At 59.0% G+C, this 16,750-nt stretch carries 17 protein-coding genes and 1 tRNA gene; 5 read left to right on the top strand and 13 right to left on the bottom strand.

Annotated elements, in window-relative coordinates; all coding sequences use genetic code 11:
• The 6 genes from ACR3E2_RS16225 to ACR3E2_RS16200 form a co-directional block, all read right to left on the bottom strand.
• Nucleotides 1-1,107 (bottom strand): ABC transporter permease, encoded by a 1,107-nt coding sequence (locus ACR3E2_RS16225; protein WP_267364099.1) that lies wholly within the window; start codon nt 1,105-1,107, stop codon nt 1-3.
• A 68-nt stretch (nt 1,108-1,175) separates the two neighbouring features.
• The gene (locus tag ACR3E2_RS16220) at nt 1,176-2,096 is read right to left on the bottom strand and encodes a sugar ABC transporter substrate-binding protein (RefSeq protein WP_267364100.1); all 921 of its coding nucleotides are present in this window, start codon (nt 2,094-2,096) and stop codon (nt 1,176-1,178) included.
• Between the two features lie 124 nt (nt 2,097-2,220).
• Nucleotides 2,221-3,234 (bottom strand): inositol 2-dehydrogenase, encoded by a 1,014-nt coding sequence (gene iolG / locus ACR3E2_RS16215; RefSeq protein ID WP_480483293.1) that lies wholly within the window; start codon nt 3,232-3,234, stop codon nt 2,221-2,223.
• A 388-nt stretch (nt 3,235-3,622) separates the two neighbouring features.
• Nucleotides 3,623-3,699: transfer RNA gene (locus ACR3E2_RS16210), tRNA-Arg, on the bottom strand.
• A 21-nt stretch (nt 3,700-3,720) separates the two neighbouring features.
• Nucleotides 3,721-4,197 (bottom strand): GNAT family N-acetyltransferase, encoded by a 477-nt coding sequence (locus ACR3E2_RS16205; RefSeq protein ID WP_267366437.1) that lies wholly within the window; start codon nt 4,195-4,197, stop codon nt 3,721-3,723.
• Nucleotides 4,198-4,509, bottom strand: coding sequence for an ETC complex I subunit (locus ACR3E2_RS16200; RefSeq protein WP_209507877.1), 312 nt, complete (start codon nt 4,507-4,509; stop codon nt 4,198-4,200). It abuts the gene before it with no gap.
• 270 nt (nt 4,510-4,779) lie between these two features.
• Here ACR3E2_RS16200 and uvrB point away from each other — a divergent pair, with 270 nt between their 5' ends.
• Together uvrB and ACR3E2_RS16190 are read left to right on the top strand one after the other, a co-directional pair.
• Complete coding sequence (uvrB, locus tag ACR3E2_RS16195) at nt 4,780-6,966, top strand: excinuclease ABC subunit UvrB (RefSeq protein WP_480483291.1); 2,187 nt, start codon at nt 4,780-4,782, stop codon at nt 6,964-6,966.
• 79 nt (nt 6,967-7,045) lie between these two features.
• Nucleotides 7,046-7,696: a hypothetical protein gene (locus ACR3E2_RS16190; RefSeq protein WP_480483289.1), complete on the top strand. Its 651-nt coding sequence runs from the start codon at nt 7,046-7,048 to the stop codon at nt 7,694-7,696.
• 178 nt (nt 7,697-7,874) lie between these two features.
• Here the strand turns inward: ACR3E2_RS16190 and ACR3E2_RS16185 are convergent, their stop codons facing one another.
• Nucleotides 7,875-8,165: an antibiotic biosynthesis monooxygenase family protein gene (locus tag ACR3E2_RS16185; RefSeq protein WP_209507883.1), complete on the bottom strand. Its 291-nt coding sequence runs from the start codon at nt 8,163-8,165 to the stop codon at nt 7,875-7,877.
• Nucleotides 8,166-8,421: 256 nt separating this feature from the next.
• Here ACR3E2_RS16185 and ACR3E2_RS16180 point away from each other — a divergent pair, with 256 nt between their 5' ends.
• Complete coding sequence (locus ACR3E2_RS16180; protein WP_480483287.1) at nt 8,422-9,213, top strand: formate/nitrite transporter family protein; 792 nt, start codon at nt 8,422-8,424, stop codon at nt 9,211-9,213.
• 110 nt (nt 9,214-9,323) lie between these two features.
• Entirely contained in the window at nt 9,324-10,031 is a 708-nt protein-coding gene (locus ACR3E2_RS16175) for an ORF6N domain-containing protein (RefSeq protein ID WP_480483285.1), read from the top strand.
• A 21-nt stretch (nt 10,032-10,052) separates the two neighbouring features.
• Here the strand turns inward: ACR3E2_RS16175 and ACR3E2_RS16170 are convergent, their stop codons facing one another.
• The 6 genes from ACR3E2_RS16170 to ACR3E2_RS16145 all read right to left on the bottom strand — a co-directional run bounded on the left by ACR3E2_RS16170 (nt 10,053) and on the right by ACR3E2_RS16145 (nt 16,005).
• A complete protein-coding gene (locus ACR3E2_RS16170; RefSeq protein ID WP_480483283.1) occupies nt 10,053-10,481 on the bottom strand; it encodes an excalibur calcium-binding domain-containing protein in 429 nt (142 codons plus the stop codon).
• A 132-nt stretch (nt 10,482-10,613) separates the two neighbouring features.
• Nucleotides 10,614-11,021 (bottom strand): universal stress protein, encoded by a 408-nt coding sequence (locus ACR3E2_RS16165; protein ID WP_480483281.1) that lies wholly within the window; start codon nt 11,019-11,021, stop codon nt 10,614-10,616.
• 64 nt (nt 11,022-11,085) lie between these two features.
• Nucleotides 11,086-11,412 (bottom strand): antibiotic biosynthesis monooxygenase family protein, encoded by a 327-nt coding sequence (locus ACR3E2_RS16160; protein WP_209507893.1) that lies wholly within the window; start codon nt 11,410-11,412, stop codon nt 11,086-11,088.
• A 141-nt stretch (nt 11,413-11,553) separates the two neighbouring features.
• A complete protein-coding gene (locus tag ACR3E2_RS16155; RefSeq protein ID WP_480483279.1) occupies nt 11,554-13,842 on the bottom strand; it encodes a glycosyl hydrolase family 28-related protein in 2,289 nt (762 codons plus the stop codon).
• 138 nt (nt 13,843-13,980) lie between these two features.
• Nucleotides 13,981-14,382: a DUF4864 domain-containing protein gene (locus ACR3E2_RS16150; protein ID WP_480475250.1), complete on the bottom strand. Its 402-nt coding sequence runs from the start codon at nt 14,380-14,382 to the stop codon at nt 13,981-13,983.
• Between the two features lie 48 nt (nt 14,383-14,430).
• Nucleotides 14,431-16,005, bottom strand: coding sequence for a lysine--tRNA ligase (locus ACR3E2_RS16145; RefSeq protein WP_480483277.1), 1,575 nt, complete (start codon nt 16,003-16,005; stop codon nt 14,431-14,433).
• Nucleotides 16,006-16,224: 219 nt separating this feature from the next.
• On the opposite strand from ACR3E2_RS16145, the gene ACR3E2_RS16140 reads away from it, so the two are divergent.
• On the top strand, nt 16,225-16,701 hold the full coding sequence (locus tag ACR3E2_RS16140) for a hypothetical protein (protein WP_480492798.1): 477 nt from the start codon (nt 16,225-16,227) through the stop codon (nt 16,699-16,701).
• Nucleotides 16,702-16,750: the final 49 nt, after the last annotated feature.

Genomic DNA, 16,750 nt, shown 5'->3' with positions numbered 1-16,750 from the left:
TCAGCGCTCCCCGGTTACGCGTTTGCGGATCGCGTTGTTGAACAGAACGGCAATCAGCAGCATCGCGCCCAGGAACACCTGGAACCAGTCCTGATCGAAATCCGTATAGGTCAGTCCGATGACAACCATGCCAAAGATGATCGAACCAAAGAACGCCCCGATGGCCGAGCCATATCCGCCCGTCAGCAGACAGCCCCCGATCACGGCAGCGATGATCGCCTCGAATTCTTTCTGGAAACCGCGCCGCGCGTCGGTCGAGCCCGCGTCGATCACCGTAATGATGGCAACAAGTGCAGCACAGCAGGCGGTCAGCATGAACAGGGACACCTTGATCTTGCTCACGGGAACACCTGAATTCGATGCCGCAGTGCTGTCACCGCCCGCCGCGAAAATCCAGTTTCCGGCCGGGGTCCGCAGCAACACGTAGGTGGCTGCCAATGCCAGCACGATGAACCACAGGATTTCGACCGGGACGCCGGGTACCTTGGGTGCTCCGCTTTTGAAGGTATCAATCATGCCGTTGGCCGCCAGCCAGGCAAACAGGCTGCCAAAGGCTTCGCCCGAAAAGAACGGCGCCAGCCAGTCGTTTTCGACCACGTCACGCACACCGCGCAACTGGGTCGACCCTCCGGTCGCCGCCTTGAGGCCAACCAACGACAGACCGCGCAGAATAAACAGGAAAGCCAGCGTCACGATAAAGGACGGCAGGCCGGATCTTATGACGATATTGCCGTTCACTGCCCCGACAAATGCCGCGAATACAAATGTCATGGGGATCGCAATGATCAGTGGCAACTGCCATGTCACCACACAGACGCCGAAAAACAGGCCCGCAAACGCCACCATGGAACCGATGGACAAATCAAACTCGCCGCCGATCATCAGAAGGGCCGCACCGATTGCCAGAATGCCCAGCTGTGCCGCAGGTGTCATGAAGTTCATGACCCCGGCCAGGGTAAACATCGAATCGTCTGCTGTGATGGCAAAGAAGATGACCACCAGAACGACGCCCGCCATTGCACCGAGTTCGGGCCGTTTCATGAGCTTGGTCATGAAAGGTTCTTTCTTGACCCTTTCGTCCCCGGCGATTTGCGCTGAGTCACTCATCGTTTCCTCCCACTTGGGTGGGAACGGCGCCAACGCGCCGCCCCGTTTTGTTCAGGTTGCGGTATGGATCAGCGGATGCCCTGCGCGGACAGCTCGATCACCTGCGCGGCCTTGTCCTGAGTGATCAGGTTCGGACCCGAAGGAACATTACCACCGGGCATCAGGCCGTATTTGGCGTGCAGGCCCATGAAGTTCACCGACAGATACCCTTGCAGATACTGCTGCTGATCAATGGCAAAGGCCGCGTCGCCATCCGCAATCGATTGCAGGAAGTTGGCCGACAGGTCGAAGGACGCAACATTCACGTCACGGCCCGATGCTTTGACAGCGGCAACAGTCGGCTCTCCGGCCGAGCTTGCACCCAGCGCCATAACCGTATCGACGGCTTCGTTAGCGGCCAGAGCAGCCGAGACTTTCGACTCGATTTCCGACGGATCGTTCGAGGTCGGCAGAACTTCGACATTACCGCCAAAGCCTTCCGCGAAACCTGCACAACGCAGGTCCAGCGCAACGTTGCCCACTTCGTGGTTCACACAGATCGCGGTTTTGCCCCCCATCGAAGCCAGTTGTTCGCCCGCAGCTTTCCCGGCGTCAAACTCGTCCTGACCCACGTGCAGCAACGCACCCAGCTGTTTCGACACATCCGACCCCGAGTTGATCGAGATCACCGGGATGCCTGCGGCAACGGCGCGTTCGATCGACGGGCCAAGCGCATCCGCATCCGGGATCGAAACGATCAGGCCATCGGGCTCCTGGTTCACGGCAGCGTCGATCAGCTGCGACATGGCCACCATGTCGAAAGTTTCCGGAGCGCGGTATTCCACATTCACTCCGACATCCTTGCCAGCCTGTTCTACACCGTTCTTCACGACGTTCCAGAATGCGTCATTGGCCTGGCCATGCGATACGACCACGATGTCCTGCGCAAGAGCGGGCGTCGCCAGGGCCAGTGCCCCTGCGGCAAGTGCACCTTTAACGAATTTCTTCATTTCAGTTTCCTCCCATTGGTTCAGTCTGATCTTCTGTTGGGGTACCGGCCCCAATCATCCGGCTGTGCCGAATCTCAGTGGCTGCGGCTCAGGGCCGAGCTGTCGTTAGTTTGAAGAATTTTGGTCATTTTGCAACCGGTTTCAAAATTTCCTCCATCCGGACGGGCATTCCCGTCTGCGCTGACAGGGTCGCGGCCTCGGCCATCGCCAGCGCTGCCACACCATCCTGCAACGTGACGGGAACGTCGGAACCGCCGCCGACAGCATCAACAAATGCGGCCCATTCCACGCGGTAGGCCGGCATGTAGCGTTCCAGAAAGAAATAAGTCGGCTTCGCGCCCACAACGCCATCCGCCGTCGATTTCACGACGGTGTTTTCCAGCATGTTATGCGCCTGCAACAACCCTTCCGAGCCCAGCAACTCGACCCGCTGGTCATACCCATAGGCCGCCCGGCGCGAGTTCTTGATGACCGCAATCCGGCCGTCTGCGTAAGTCATTGTGACCACGGCCGTGTCCACATCGCCTGCTGCGCCGATCTCTGCATCCACAAGCGACGATCCCACCGCTGTGACGGTCTGGGGCACATCCCCCATCAGAAAGTTCGCCATGTCGAAATCGTGGATCATCATGTCCCGAAACAGTCCTCCGGACACTTTTACGTAGCTGACCGGTGGCGGGGCCGGGTCAAATGACGTGATCGACAACAGTTCGGCCTTGCCGATTTCACCTGCGTCCAAACCGGCCTTCAAAGCCGCAAAATTAGGATCGAACCGCCGGTTAAACCCGATCATGACAGGTTTGCCGCGCCCCGCTACGGCGCTCAGACAGTCCTGTGCCCTCTGAAGGCTCAGATCGACGGGCTTTTCGCACAGAACGGCTTTGCCAGCGCCCGTGGCCGCCTCGATCAGGTCGGAATGCGTATCCGTCGGCGTTGCAATCAGAACCGCGTCAATTTCGGGATCAGCGATAATTTCTTCTGAACTGCGTGCCTCGGCCCCATATTCATCCGCGAGGCTGTTCGCCGCCTCGGGCAGCGCATCGGATATCGCACACAGCCTGCTCCCCGGATGGGAAGATATGGCCTGCGCATGAACGCGCCCAATACGCCCGGCACCCAGCAATCCGACCCTCAACATGCAGCTCTCCCGAATCTTGTTGTTGTGCGTAACAATGATTTTCTTTGCAACCGGTTGCAATATATTTTTTGCATCACCCCCGGATTTGCCAGCGGCTTCTACAGCCTCAACACGAATACCGCGCAAAAACCCGGTCTGATCTCAACAGGATTGCACTGCCTGACACGCATATTTCCGCGCAAATGCCAACCTACGGGAATCCCCCAATATCGCCGCACGGTGAATCACGTTAGATTGTACGTAAGGAACACATACTACCACTCTGTGACCCCCTTAGAGGGGCTGGCATGACCCCCTCGTCCAGCCCCTCATACCACACCAAACAGCCACAAGATCACGACGCGCCGACCAAAGCAGGCGCATGTCCGGTATAGATCTGGTTTGCAAATGGCGATCCCTGAAGGACTCGAACCCTCAACCTGCTGATTAGAAGTCAGCTGCTCTATCCAGTTGAGCTAAGGGACCGCTGCGCCCTTCTTGCGGTTTTTACCCGCGGGGTTCAAGAGGCAAGCGCATGAATGCGCTGTTGGGATCATCAACATATCCAAAGATAGGCCCGCAATAGGAATATCCCAGCGACTCATACAGCTTGCGGGCGGCATCATATTCGCGAAGATGGCTCGCCCCGGTCTCAAGAACCAAAGCCTCGCACCCCTCTGCGCCGGCCTGTTCAGCCAGATGCACCATCAGCACGCGCGCCAGCCCGCGCCCTCTTGCCTGCGCCAGAATATGCACTGATTTTACTTCGGCGGTTCCATCGGGCAGCGCTTTCAGCGCACCGCATCCCAATGGCTGCTGTCCGTCAAAAATGGCCCAGAACCGCACCCCCGGCCCGGCCAAGGCTTCAGCATCCATCGTGTGGTTGCTTTCCGCGGGTCCCGCGGTTTCACCATGGGCAAAATGCGCATCGACAATCGGGCGCAATACGTCCGATGTCGGGTCAGCCTCTCGGATTTCGATCATTCAGTGCGTCCAGGGGCCGCGCCGGTCGGTTGCGAAATTCTCGCCATAGCCCCGCGCGCGCAGATTGGGCTTGCGCTTGTGCGGCTCGCTGACCTGCGCATCGATACCGTGGGCCTTGGCATAATCCAGCGCCTCTTCCCGCGTGTCGAACTTCAGGCGTACCTGAGCCTGCGTGTCACTGGACGACGTCCAGCCCATCAGCGGATCAACCTCGCGCGCCGAGGCCGGGGCGTATTCCAGAACCCATTTGCGGGTCTTGGCCATCCCCGAGGTCATCGCATTTCTTGCGGGCTGGTAGATCCGTGCGCGCATGTCGCCTCTCCGTACTCACTTGGCTGAGCCCGTTTATGCGTCAGAGCGCGCCCGGGGGCAAGATTGCAATTGTCGCGGCCCTCGCCTGCGAACTCATGCCAGAAACTGTCATCAGGTCGGAATAGGGTCTCGCCAAACAAACCCAAGAACATCACACCGTCTCACCCGTCGCACGGCCTCAGACCGCATAGCGGGCAATGAATCCGGATCGGCCCTTGCAGTTGGACAAAATAAGAACAAATGTAAGGGCCTGACGCCTGGAGCCTACCAATGCCTTACGCCCATTCCGACAAGACCCAACTGACCACCGAAGACGTGCGCGCGCGTCTGAAACTGGAAGGCGGCAAGCAATTCGTGATGCATACCGAATTCAATCCGGCGGGCGATCAGCCCACGGCGATCAAGGAACTGGCGGGCGGCGTGCTGGACGGGGAACGCGATCAGGTGCTGCTGGGCGCGACCGGGACGGGCAAGACCTTCACCATGGCCAAGGTGATTGAAGAAACCCAGCGTCCGGCCATCATCCTCGCCCCCAACAAGACATTGGCGGCGCAGCTATATGGTGAGTTCAAGGGCTTCTTCCCCGAAAACTCGGTGGAATATTTCGTGTCCTATTACGACTATTACCAACCCGAAGCCTATGTGCCGCGCTCTGACACCTACATAGAAAAAGAATCCCAGATCAACGAACAGATCGACCGGATGCGCCACTCGGCCACGCGGGCGTTGCTGGAACGCGATGACGTGATCATCGTCGCCTCGGTCAGCTGCATCTACGGTATCGGCTCGGTCGAAACCTACGGGGCGATGACGCAGGATCTGAAGGTCGGTCACGAATACGACCAGCGGCAGGTGATGGCCGATCTGGTGGCCCAGCAATACCGCCGCAACGATCAGGGGTTTCAGCGCGGCTCATTCCGGGTGCGGGGCGACAGCTTGGAAATCTGGCCCGCCCACCTCGAAGACCGCGCCTGGAAACTGTCCTTCTTCGGCGAGGAACTGGAACAGGTCACCGAATTCGACCCGCTGACCGGTGAAAAGACCGACACGATGGACCATATCCGGGTCTATGCGAATTCCCACTACGTGACGCCGAAACCGACGATGCAGCAGGCGATCATCGGGATCAAAAAAGAACTGCGGATGCGCCTCGACCAGCTGGTCGGCGAAGGCAAACTGCTCGAGGCGCAGCGGCTGGAACAGCGCACCAATTTCGATCTGGAAATGCTCGAGGCCACCGGCGTCTGCAACGGGATCGAGAACTATTCGCGCTATCTGACCGGCCGCGCTCCGGGCGAACCGCCCCCGACCCTGTTCGAATTCATCCCCGACAACGCCATCGTCTTTGCCGACGAATCCCATGTCAGCGTGCCGCAGATCGGCGGCATGTACCGGGGCGACTACCGGCGCAAGTTCACGCTGGCCGAACACGGGTTCCGCCTGCCGTCCTGCATGGACAACCGGCCTTTGAAGTTCGAGGAATGGGATGCCATGCGCCCGCAATCCGTCTTCGTCTCGGCCACCCCCGCCGCGTGGGAACTGGACCAGACCGGCGGCGTCTTCACCGAACAGGTGATCCGCCCCACCGGCCTGCTGGACCCGCAGGTCGAAATCCGCCCCGTGTCGATGCAGGTCGACGACCTGCTGGACGAGGTGCGCAAGGTCGCCGCCGATGGCTATCGCACATTGGTCACGACGCTGACCAAACGCATGGCCGAGGATCTGACCGAATACCTGCACGAACAGGGCATCAAGGTGCGCTACATGCATTCCGATATCGACACGCTGGAACGGATCGAGATTCTGCGCGACCTGCGTCTGGGCGCGTTCGACGTGCTGGTTGGCATCAACCTGCTGCGTGAAGGGCTCGACATTCCCGAATGCGGGCTGGTCGCCATTCTGGACGCCGACAAGGAAGGCTTTCTACGGTCCGAGACCTCGCTGGTTCAGACCATCGGCCGCGCCGCGCGCAACGCCGATGGCCGGGTGATCATGTATGCCGACAAGATCACCGGTTCGATGGAACGCGCGCTGGCCGAAACCGACCGCCGCCGCGCCAAGCAGATGGCCTATAACGAGGAACACGGTATCACGCCCGCGACCGTGAAAAAGAATGTCGAGGATGTTCTGGCCGGGCTGTATGAGGGGGACGTGGACATGAACCGCGTCACCGCCACCATCGACAAACCGATGCACGGCGCCAACCTCGAGGCGCACCTGAACGGGCTGCGCGACCAGATGCGCAAAGCTGCCGAGAACCTGGAATTCGAAGAGGCCGCCAACATCCGGGATGAAATCAAACGTCTGGAAGCGGTCGATCTGGCCATCGCCGACGACCCCATGGCCCGCCAATGGGCGGTCGAGAAAGCCTCGGAAGATGCCGTGAAATCGCGCGGGCGGTCAACGGCTGGACGGCCGGGGCAGCGGGGCGGGAATGTGAAGAGGCGGAAGCGGTAGGTTTAAACGCAACTGATGGTTGCAATTTGCCTAAAAGCAAGAAATCTATCTTCTTAGACAATCGGTTTAGGAAAGTTTTTTGATCACGCTTCTTATTGCAGTTGGGCTGCTCGGAACCATTTCACTCCTATCAATGGTTTGGGTATGGGTAAGTGTGCTCGCAGGATGGCGCGAAGCGTCGCCCGGCAGAAGTTTGTCAATGCTATGGTTCGTGCTCCTTTTGATGATCATCTGGGGACTTGGAGTAGATTCGGGCGTCGGTAGCTCACCAGTGCTGGCACTCACTATTTGGCCCGCCGCAGTCCTGTTTTTTCTAGGAACCGCTTTAACCGCGAGACTTTTCATTTTTATCATTGCGGCGTTGATGTTGCTGGTTTTGGTAGCCGCAGCCGCTTTGATCATGCCGGGCAAAGCAAAAGTACCGATTATAATTGTTGGCGCAATGCTTACAGTAATAGGTCCGGTCGCGTTGCAAAACCTGCAAGTGCAATGGCAAATGAAAAGATATGCGAAAACATCCGAGTTACGCATCATAGAACGTTCGTCTTTGTTCAAGTCTATTCGGGAACGATCTGACGGTTACCAGTCCCCACATGGCGTCGCGTGTAACAGCGAGAATTGGCCGTTTCTTTGGAGTTATCGACACAGAGACTGGATCGCACTGCCGTCCAACACCCGTTACGGCGGTGATACTAAGGAAAGAGTTATGAGCGTTTGCCTGAGTAGGTAAGTCACATCCCACACTCCACCCTTGCACCCCGCTCCACCCTCCTCCACGTTTGAAATCACAAATTGTGTTTCCAAGCGGTTGCCATGACGAACCCGAACACCCTGGCCAGACCGCATGAGGTCCAAATCGCTGTTCTCTCCAAATAAAAGAAAGGGCGGGTCTATCCCCGCCCTAACCGCTACCCCTTATCCCAATGGGCAATCACGTCGTACCCAACCGGCGTCGGTGGGCCTTCCATGAATTCGGCGAAATGGCCCCACAGCTCGGCCACTTTAGGCGCGTTTGCGTTCGAGGTCGCCTCGCTTTCGACCACCGAGATCACATAGCCTGAACCATCCTCGTTCATCACGTTGGTAAAGCTGTGCATGCCGGGCATACCCATGATGTCGGATTTCAATTCATTCATCTTCGCCGTTGCCGCCTCGCGCGTACCGGGCTTCATTTTGTATTGGGTAATTCGTGCAAACATCACTTTCCTCCCTCGTCTGGCGAAATTGCCATGTAACACGGCCGGAACGGCCCCGCCGCGCGTACCCTAGCACGACGGCCCGAAATCTCGTATTGATACCGGCGATTTGCGCCGATTTTCAACCATACACCGCACTGCATCCGGGCGGCTGTCCCTTCAGGGTTGCAGCCTCGCCCCCAGTGCGGTTGTTTTTGCACCGATGGATGCTTGATCCCAATCAATGTCGAAACGCGCATGCCTCGGCAAAGTGGGTCCCATGCAAACACAGAACCCAACCGGAATTGACGCCTACAAACCCGCCCAGATCGCCGAGCTGGTTGAAACCGCTGGCGTTGCCAAGGCACATCTCACGGTCGGCCAGACGCTGACTCTGGCGATACTCGCGGGTGTGTTCATCGGCTTCGGCGGGGCCGCCTTCACCATGGTCATGACCGGCGTTGACCCCGGATTCGGACCGGCCCGGTTTCTGGGTGGCGTCGTGTTCTCGCTGGGCCTGATCCTTGTGGTCGTCGGCGGGGCCGAGCTGTTCACCGGAAACGCCCTGATGACCATCGCGGCGGTGGATCGGAAAATCTCGCCGCGCGCCCTGCTGCGCAACTGGGGCCTCGTGTACCTTGGGAATTTGGTCGGGGCCATCGCGCTGGCTCTGGCCTTCGCTGCAACCGGCTTGCTGGACGGGCCCATGGGGACCACCGCATCAGCAATCGCAAATGGCAAGGCCGACCTCTCGTCCACCCAGGCGTTTGCGCGCGGCGTTCTGTGCAACGCGTTGGTCTGCCTTGCCGTCTGGCTGAGCTTCGCGGCCAGAACAGCGGCGGGCAAGATCATGTCGGTACTCTGGCCCATTGCGGCGTTTGTCCTGTTGGGGCTCGAGCATTCCGTCGCCAACATGTACCTGCTGCCGCAGGGCGCGCTTGCCGGTGCCGATTTCGGTTTGGGCGCGGCCATGGGCAACCTCTTCTGGGTCACGATCGGCAATATTGTCGGTGGCGCAGGCGGCGTCGCGCTTGCCTATCGCTTTGCCTATCTGCGCAATACGCCCGGCTGAGCACGCGGTTTATCAGGTTTTGGGCAGGGAGATCCCCACACTCCACCCTTGCACCCCGCCCCACCCTCCTCCACGTTTGAAATCACAAATTGTGATTCCAAACGGCTGCCATGACGAACCCGAAAAACCTGCCCAGCACGCATGAGGTGCAAAACGCCATTCACAGGGTGCGCGGCAGCCGTGTTGTGCTGGCCGAGGATCTGGCGCAGTTCTACGGAAAATCCGTCAGCGCCTTCAATCAGGCTGTGTCGCGAAACACCGACCTGTTCGAAGGCTACCGCTTTCAGCTGACCGATGCCGAGGTTGCCGATTTGCAATCACAGAATGTGATATCAAAACCCAAAGGCCGCGGCGGGCGGAGGGTCAACCCGTGGGTCTATACCGATTACGGCGTGGCCATCGCCTCGGCCCTGTTCAAGGACCCGCGCGCGATCAAGATCACGCGGATGATCACCGAAGCCTTTGTCGATGGCGCGAACGCCCTGGCCGAGACCCCGCGCAACCTGCCGGAAATCCTGCCGCCCGAGGATGCACCCGCCCCGCTGCTGCCCAATGGCGACCAACTGCGTGAACTGGCTGAAAACATCCTCGATTCCGGCCAGCAGAGCCTTGTCGATTACATCGCCAACCCAACCACCAAGCGCCAACAGGCCGTGGCGGTGATCATGAAGACGCTGGCCGAAACCGCCGGGGAAGAGGTCCGCACTCAACAGGAACGCCTGCGCCTGCGTATCGCCGAACGGCTGGCCACCGGTGATTATGCCAGTGACGACGATCGCAAAGGGTTGTTGGAATTGCTACAGGCGATGAAAGGCTAGCCCCTTCCCGCCCCCCGAAAATCAGGGGCGCACGAACTTGGCGCTTCCCACCGACCGTTCGCGCGGCTTTGGCTGGTCCTGCGCCTGCACGGTGGTCGCGCGTGGCAGCTCTAGCTCGGCATACCCGCAGGCCACCCCGTCACCATCCGGGTCGTTGCGCTCATGATATCCCGGCTGCCCAGCGCGGAATGGACCGATCCCCATGGCCTGTGTCGCATCACACCCCGCCAGCGCGATCAGGTGGATCATCGCCTCGTCCCGCTCATAGCCCGAGGTGCGCAGAAAGACGCCCGTGGCAATCAGCACGGTCGTCAGCGGCAGCAGCAGAACCATGATCAGGATCCGCAGCGGGGACAGCGCCTGCCGCCGCGCCGCCTCGGCGCGCTGGTGTCGTCTGGCCGAGCGCGGGTTCAGATCAGGTGCTTCCTGCGTTGGTTTCTTGAACAACATGCCCCGACCCATAAGAGCAATATGTGGCAAAGCCGAGGCAGCACAGTTCCACCGGGTTCAAAAAATCTGGCCCGGCCCGAAACCACCGCCAGCACAGGCACAATTTTGCTTACTGCCAGTGATGTCCGACCGTTACCGGACCACATGCACCGCGCAAGGGGCGTGGCGCACGATATGGAACGCGGTTGACCCCAGCAGCAGATCCTGCATCCCCGGCCGGTGCGAGGCCACGATGATCAGGTCCGGGTGATGCGCCTCGGCCCAATCCAGAATGGTCCGGCCGGAATGCCCTTCGACCACCACGCCCGTGGCATTCGGCAATTGCGACGCCAGCGTATCAAGCTCTGACTGAATCGCCTTTCGGGCCTCGGACAGATATTCCGCCGGCATGTACGAGATTGCATAATTCGGAATATGCTCAACCACATGCAGCAATGTGACCTGCGCGTCCGGCGTGGCCAGAACCCGGGCCAGTTTCAACGGCCCGGACGTATCTCTTTCGGCATCGAAAGAGATCGGAACGAGAATGTTGTGATACATAGCATGCGCCTCCGTTTTGCAGACTTACTTTGAAACAGACATGCACCGCAGGCTTTGATTCAGGTCAGGTAGAGCCAAATGTCTCTGCAACGTCATACATGACCGGCTCAAAGCTCTTGCACAGCTCGTTGATCTTGCGGTTGCGGTCGCGCATCTCGGGGGTCCGCAGCATGGCCAGGAAATCCTCGCGACGTTGCCATTGCGAATAGTTGGCAATCCGGGTTTGCGCATCATTCACATGAAGCCCCGCAGAAACAAAGCCGGGCTGCTTCGAGATGAACTCGGAATAGGCGTCGGTCAGCGCTTCCAAAAGGTCCTGACAGGTGCCGGGCGTCATTTCAAACGTGGTGATAACTGTCTGAACACTGGCGTTTTTGGCGATTTTCGGCATCGGGATTCTCCATTTCTTTCCCCAAGCCTAGCACATCAGATTGAAACGTCGCCTATTTCCTTGCCGATGCGCCAATCAGCGCTTTTCTGCGCCCGTTTGTCAGGCGGCTGCCCACCCCGGAATGGGCGGCCAGCCGCTGTTTCAACGCTCCATTCGCATCGTGACCGAGACTTCGCCTTTCAGGTGATCCGGCCAGCGCAGAATAAGACTGTCGCCACTGACCCCCTGTTCGGTCAGAACATGAGGGGCCGAATAGACAAGGTTGTTGAACACCCCGGTCAGCGACCCGATGGCAGTGACCCCGTCGCAGCCGCGCGCCTTGCCGCCAAATGGCAATTCGCCGTTTGCCGAAACAGTCCAGACATTCGCGACCGAGTTCTGTTGGCTGCGGATGCGCAGCGGGTTCGAGGATCTCTTGCCAATCCCGTGATAGGTATTGTTCTCGTAGGTCACGTTCGAATGCCTGTTATTGTCCAGATCGGCAAAAGACGTATCGACCCGTTCCGCCCGCTCAATCGAACCGCTGGTGGCGCGGAACTTGTTGCCGGTCACCGTCACGCCATTCAGGTAATGGCCAGCGCCATAGGGGCGGATGATGATATAACTGAACCAGGCCGGTGCATCGCTTGAGAAAAAGATATTGTCCGTGATGCTCATCGAACTGAACGAGAAACCACTGGTATAATTCGGCGCCGCATCGCGTTCGTTGGTCCATTCGATAAAGCAGTTGTCGACATAGTTCTCGGCAATGGTCGAAGTGTTGTAGGTGCCGATCATGATCAGCCCCGCGGTACGGACCCCCTGCGGGATGCCGTCGCCCTGAAAGAAATGGTTGCCCAGAACCAAATTAGTACCGCCGCCCAGAACGGCAAAATGCTTGAACCGCACCACCTGATTGTGACGCAGCTTCACATCGTTCGAGTTGGTGTTCAGCCCGATGGAATTCCGGTCCGTCACGTCAAGCGCTTCTTCTGAGGACAGGAACTGGCAATTGTCGATCAGCAGCCCCTTGCACCCCGTCGCGGTCGAGGTCAGGCCCCGATCCTTCGGGCGACTGATAAAACAGTCTTTCAACGAAAACGTACTGCCCGAGGCCGCCAGACGAATACCGCTGCACCGGCTGTTGCACTGAAACTCGATCTGTTCCATGCCGAATTTCCGCAACGTATCGAAACCGCTGAAATCCAGCAGGTATTTGAACGACTGAAAGGTAAAGGTCTGGGTACCGGCGGCGTCATAGATGGGTGCACTCAGGGTTATCTCACCGGCACCTATGTTTTTCGAGCGCACGTAAACCTCACGCCCGACACCACTGCCTTCAACCAGCGATCCTACCGGAATATTGGCCACATTGGCGACATTGGTCAGGCGTGTCTTGTCCAAGGGGTCATAAGTAGCGACAGAGGTGAAGGTTTCGGTGTCCCAGGCGGTACCGCTTTTGACATCGAACTGCCCGTTGCGGATCACGCGGCGCGTGGAAAAGCCGCTTTGCTTGTTGGGAACCGCAGCGGCCATGTCGATTGGCGCGGAAACGGAAATCTTGCGCCCGCCAAGATCCAGCGAGTCGTGGTCCGAGTTGTTCAGCAGCGCCTGAAACGCCTTCTTGAAGGCCAGCTCCTCATCTCCGAACGCCTCAATATATGCGGGCAGATGGAAATCCTTGGTCAGCAACAGCATCTTGTCATCCGGCATGGTGACGGTGCCTTCGAATTCAATCTCCGCATCGATGCTGGTGTTTTCCGCAAGGTGATAGATGCCTTGCGGAACAAAGACCCGGCGGCCACCGGCCGCCTGATCCGCCGCCTCAAACGCAACCGAGTCATCCGTCACACCATCACCAACGGCACCAAAGTCGCGCACATCGACCAGGCTGATCATCTCGCGCAGAAAGAACCCGGTGACATCGGTGATCTCAAGATCATCGACACGCACCAGCGCGCCGTTGGCCCCTTCGATATCCAGGCCGAAATGCCCGTAAAGGGCGGCAAGCCCCCAGGGCATGTCCACGCCCGGGCGCTGGCCGGTGCCGACAATCGCGGTGATCTCGTGAACCGTGCCATAGCCCGACAGCTGGGTGGCAGGCCCCTGTTCCACAACACCGGCCACATGCACATCACCCGCGCCACCGGCCCAGGCTGCTATGCGCACCGACGGCAACGGGCCGCTGATCGCCTTGACCCGGGCTTTGATCTGCAAATAGCAACCGGGCAGGATCGGCGTCTGCCCCATGTAACGCAATTGCTGGGTTGTGTTGACCTTCAGGATCTCAAGACAACCGGCAAAATCCGCATCCGCCGGAACAAACACGCCCGTGCCGGACCCGCCATATGTGGGCGACCCGGGCGTTCCGTCCCCCGCAGACCAGACCGTCAGACCATTCGCGAATTGAGGCGGCATGAACACGATGCCGTCGGTGATTGCCTTGTTCATTGAAAACCCTTTCCCAATCGCGTCGCGCAAATCCGGCGACGCGTTCAAACCCCGTGTTCAGGTCCGCCCCGAACGCGACAGTCTGGATATCGAAAAGGAATTAACCACGGCTCATCTCACCGTGACGGTGGTGTTGCCTCAGGCCGCAGGGTCAGCGGCACCCAACAGTTGCACCCCGTTGATCTTCCAGCCTTCCGTCAGCGGGATCATCTGATAGTCCAGAAGATGCACCCGCCCGTTACCGTCCGTAATCATCACCTTCTGCCACAGCGCGCCATCGACCTCGCGCAGTTCCAGAAAACGCACATCGGCGGGGCGCCAGACCATGGGATAGCCATTGCGCACCATCGCGCCGAAATTGTCGGGGTTTCGGAACAGACGCTGGATGCTGGGGCTGGCAAAGGTGAAGGCGGTCGCAAAGTCATCCGCCCGGAAGGCCTGTATCTGTGCCGCGATATTGGCCTCGATCTCGGCACTCTGCGCAAATGCGCCCGACGCCAGCCCGGCGCTCAGGGATAATGCAAGCAGTAGTCGACGCATGGGGCCACCTCCTGTTCCAAGGATAGCCCCATGCCGGTTCAGGTCAAATCAGACCAGCTCTCCGGCCAGTGCCTTGTCGATCAGCGCGATGGTCTCGGGCACGCCGTAAAGCGCGATAAAGCCCCCGAAACGCGGCCCTTGCGAGGCCCCCAGCAGCACCTCATAAAGCGCCGAGAACCACCCTTTCATTGGATCAAACCGCTCGCGGCCGATGGCATAGACCACCGATTGCAACGCTTCATCCTCGGTCGGGCCATCATATGCCTCAAGCGCCGCCTTCAGCGCTTCCAGCGCCTCGCGCTCCTGATCCGTCGGCGCGCGATGCTTACGCGTCGGTTTGACGAAATCGTTGAAGTACCGCACGGCGAAACCGGCTGCCTTGTCCAGATCGGGATGGCTCTCTGCCGTTGCCTCGGGCGCATAGCGGCGAATAAAGCCCCACAGCGCCTCCTTGTCTTCGGCACCGGAAACCGATGCCAGATTCAGCAGCATCGCAAAGGGAACGATCAGGGTCGATTCCGGCACGTCGCCGCCGTGGATATGCCAGACCGGGTTGTTCAACTGCGCCTTCAGGTCCTGCCCCGGATAGGCGCGCAGCTGCTGATGATACTCATCATAGGCTTTCGGGATCACGTCGAAATGCATCCGCTTGGCCGTCTTGGGCTTTTGGTACATGAAATAAGCCAGCGACTCGGTCGGCGCATAGGTCAGCCATTCGTCAATCGAGACACCATTGCCCGACGATTTAGAAATCTTCTGTCCGTTCTCGTCCAGAAACAGCTCATAGCTGAAATGCTCGGGCGCGCGGCCACCCAAGGCCCGGCAGATCCCGTCATAGATCTTTTCGTTGGTCGCGTGTTCCTTGCCGTACATCTCGAAATCAACGCCCAGTGCCGCCCAGCGCGCCCCGAAATCCGGCTTCCATTGCAGCTTCACGTTGCCGCCGGTGACGGGAACGGTCCATTCCTTGCCGTCTTCATCATCGAAGGTGACGGTGTAGGTCTCGGCGCAGACCTTTTTCATCGGCACATACAGAACCCGCCCGGTTTCCGGGTGGATCGGCAGGAAGATCGAATAGGTCTGCTGGCGTTCTTCCCGCAGGCTTTTCAACATGATGGCCATCACGTCGTTATAGCGTTCAACCGCACGCTTCAGAATCTCGTCGAACTGGCCCGAGCGATAAAAGTCGCGCGCCGAATAGAACTCGTATTCGAACCCGAAGGTATCAAGGAACCGGCGCAGCATCGCGTTGTTGTGCTCGCCAAAGCTGTCATACTCGCCAAACGGATCAGGAACCGAGGTCAGCGGGCGCTGCAAATGCTCTTCCAACGCCTCGGGGTTCGGCACGTTGCTGGGCACCTTCCGCATCCCGTCCAGATCGTCCGAGAAACAGATCAGCTTGGTCGGGATGTCCGACAGCGCCTCAAAGGCACGCTTGACCATCGTGGTCCGCGCCACCTCGCCGAACGTGCCGATATGCGGCAGGCCCGACGGGCCATATCCGGTTTCAAACAGCACATACCCCTTTTCCGGAGCACCTTTCTGATAGCGTTTAAGCAACCGGCGCGCCTCTTCAAAGGGCCAGGCCTTGGACGACATCGCGGTTTCGCGCAGTTCAGACATTTCAATGTGCTCCATTGGGGAAACGGTCGCGGCTGCACCACGCAACCCGACCGGCCCCTCCTATTGTGCCAGTGCAGCATGAGTCAATGACAGGCAACACTTTTCGCGATCCTGCGGCACCAGATCACTGGCGCCACCCCGCAAGGACTGTCAGTTTTCCCAATAGGCACACGACCCTTCTTCCTCCACGTCCAGGCGCGAAAGCAACTCATGTACAGAATGAAACCCGGTGTTAAGAAAGACCCCGAGCGCAGGTGGGCGCTTCCGGACCGTATATTCTTCGGCAATGGCGCCTGCCACATACTCGCTGGCGTCTATCTGAAGATGTCGCCCCTGCCCGGTTTTTATGCAGAAAGAATTGTCCCTGCCGAAGGGTTTGCCGGAAGCCACATCTACGTCACCAATGGCTTGCTCGCGTTCGATTGCCACGGGTATACGATCCGGAACCGGCTTGTCAGGTATTACACGAACAATTGGGCCGGCGAATATGATGAAGGGTGGAATTGCTGGCTGGAACTGGTGAATTTCGACCTTCTGAGTACCGCAGATCTGAATGCACGCAAGTTTCTTGGCCCCGACCAGTACAGATATGACCCGGTTGAGCGGGCACAGAACTATCTCGCACGGATTGACCACAAAAATGCTTCAGAGAAAACCATGCTCCGGCACCTCCGGGTTATGCCCGACCGGGGTTAAACAGAATTCCTAACCCCCAGAACCTGCTTTTCCGCCTCAAATCACGAGC

It is taken from the genome of Ruegeria sp. AL7, from assembly GCF_056536105.1.
The sequence above is the reverse complement of the archived record's forward strand: the minus strand, read 5'-3'. Positions and strand labels throughout refer to the sequence as shown.

Coding starts and splice junctions, on each gene's coding strand:
- ACR3E2_RS16145 (WP_480483277.1), bottom strand. CDS start 16,005: ATGTCTGAACTGCGCGAAACCGCGATGTCGTCCAAGGCCTGGCCCTTT.
- ACR3E2_RS16140 (WP_480492798.1), top strand. CDS start 16,225: ATGAAACCCGGTGTTAAGAAAGACCCCGAGCGCAGGTGGGCGCTTCCG.
- ACR3E2_RS16180 (WP_480483287.1), top strand. CDS start 8,422: ATGCAAACACAGAACCCAACCGGAATTGACGCCTACAAACCCGCCCAG.
- ACR3E2_RS16175 (WP_480483285.1), top strand. CDS start 9,324: ATGACGAACCCGAAAAACCTGCCCAGCACGCATGAGGTGCAAAACGCC.
- ACR3E2_RS16150 (WP_480475250.1), bottom strand. CDS start 14,382: ATGCGTCGACTACTGCTTGCATTATCCCTGAGCGCCGGGCTGGCGTCG.
- ACR3E2_RS16185 (WP_209507883.1), bottom strand. CDS start 8,165: ATGTTTGCACGAATTACCCAATACAAAATGAAGCCCGGTACGCGCGAG.
- ACR3E2_RS16225 (WP_267364099.1), bottom strand. CDS start 1,107: ATGAGTGACTCAGCGCAAATCGCCGGGGACGAAAGGGTCAAGAAAGAA.
- ACR3E2_RS16220 (WP_267364100.1), bottom strand. CDS start 2,096: ATGAAGAAATTCGTTAAAGGTGCACTTGCCGCAGGGGCACTGGCCCTG.
- ACR3E2_RS16155 (WP_480483279.1), bottom strand. CDS start 13,842: ATGAACAAGGCAATCACCGACGGCATCGTGTTCATGCCGCCTCAATTC.
- ACR3E2_RS16170 (WP_480483283.1), bottom strand. CDS start 10,481: ATGTTGTTCAAGAAACCAACGCAGGAAGCACCTGATCTGAACCCGCGC.
- ACR3E2_RS16200 (WP_209507877.1), bottom strand. CDS start 4,509: ATGCGCGCACGGATCTACCAGCCCGCAAGAAATGCGATGACCTCGGGG.
- ACR3E2_RS16160 (WP_209507893.1), bottom strand. CDS start 11,412: ATGCCGAAAATCGCCAAAAACGCCAGTGTTCAGACAGTTATCACCACG.
- ACR3E2_RS16165 (WP_480483281.1), bottom strand. CDS start 11,021: ATGTATCACAACATTCTCGTTCCGATCTCTTTCGATGCCGAAAGAGAT.
- iolG (WP_480483293.1), bottom strand. CDS start 3,234: ATGTTGAGGGTCGGATTGCTGGGTGCCGGGCGTATTGGGCGCGTTCAT.
- uvrB (WP_480483291.1), top strand. CDS start 4,780: ATGCCTTACGCCCATTCCGACAAGACCCAACTGACCACCGAAGACGTG.
- ACR3E2_RS16205 (WP_267366437.1), bottom strand. CDS start 4,197: ATGATCGAAATCCGAGAGGCTGACCCGACATCGGACGTATTGCGCCCG.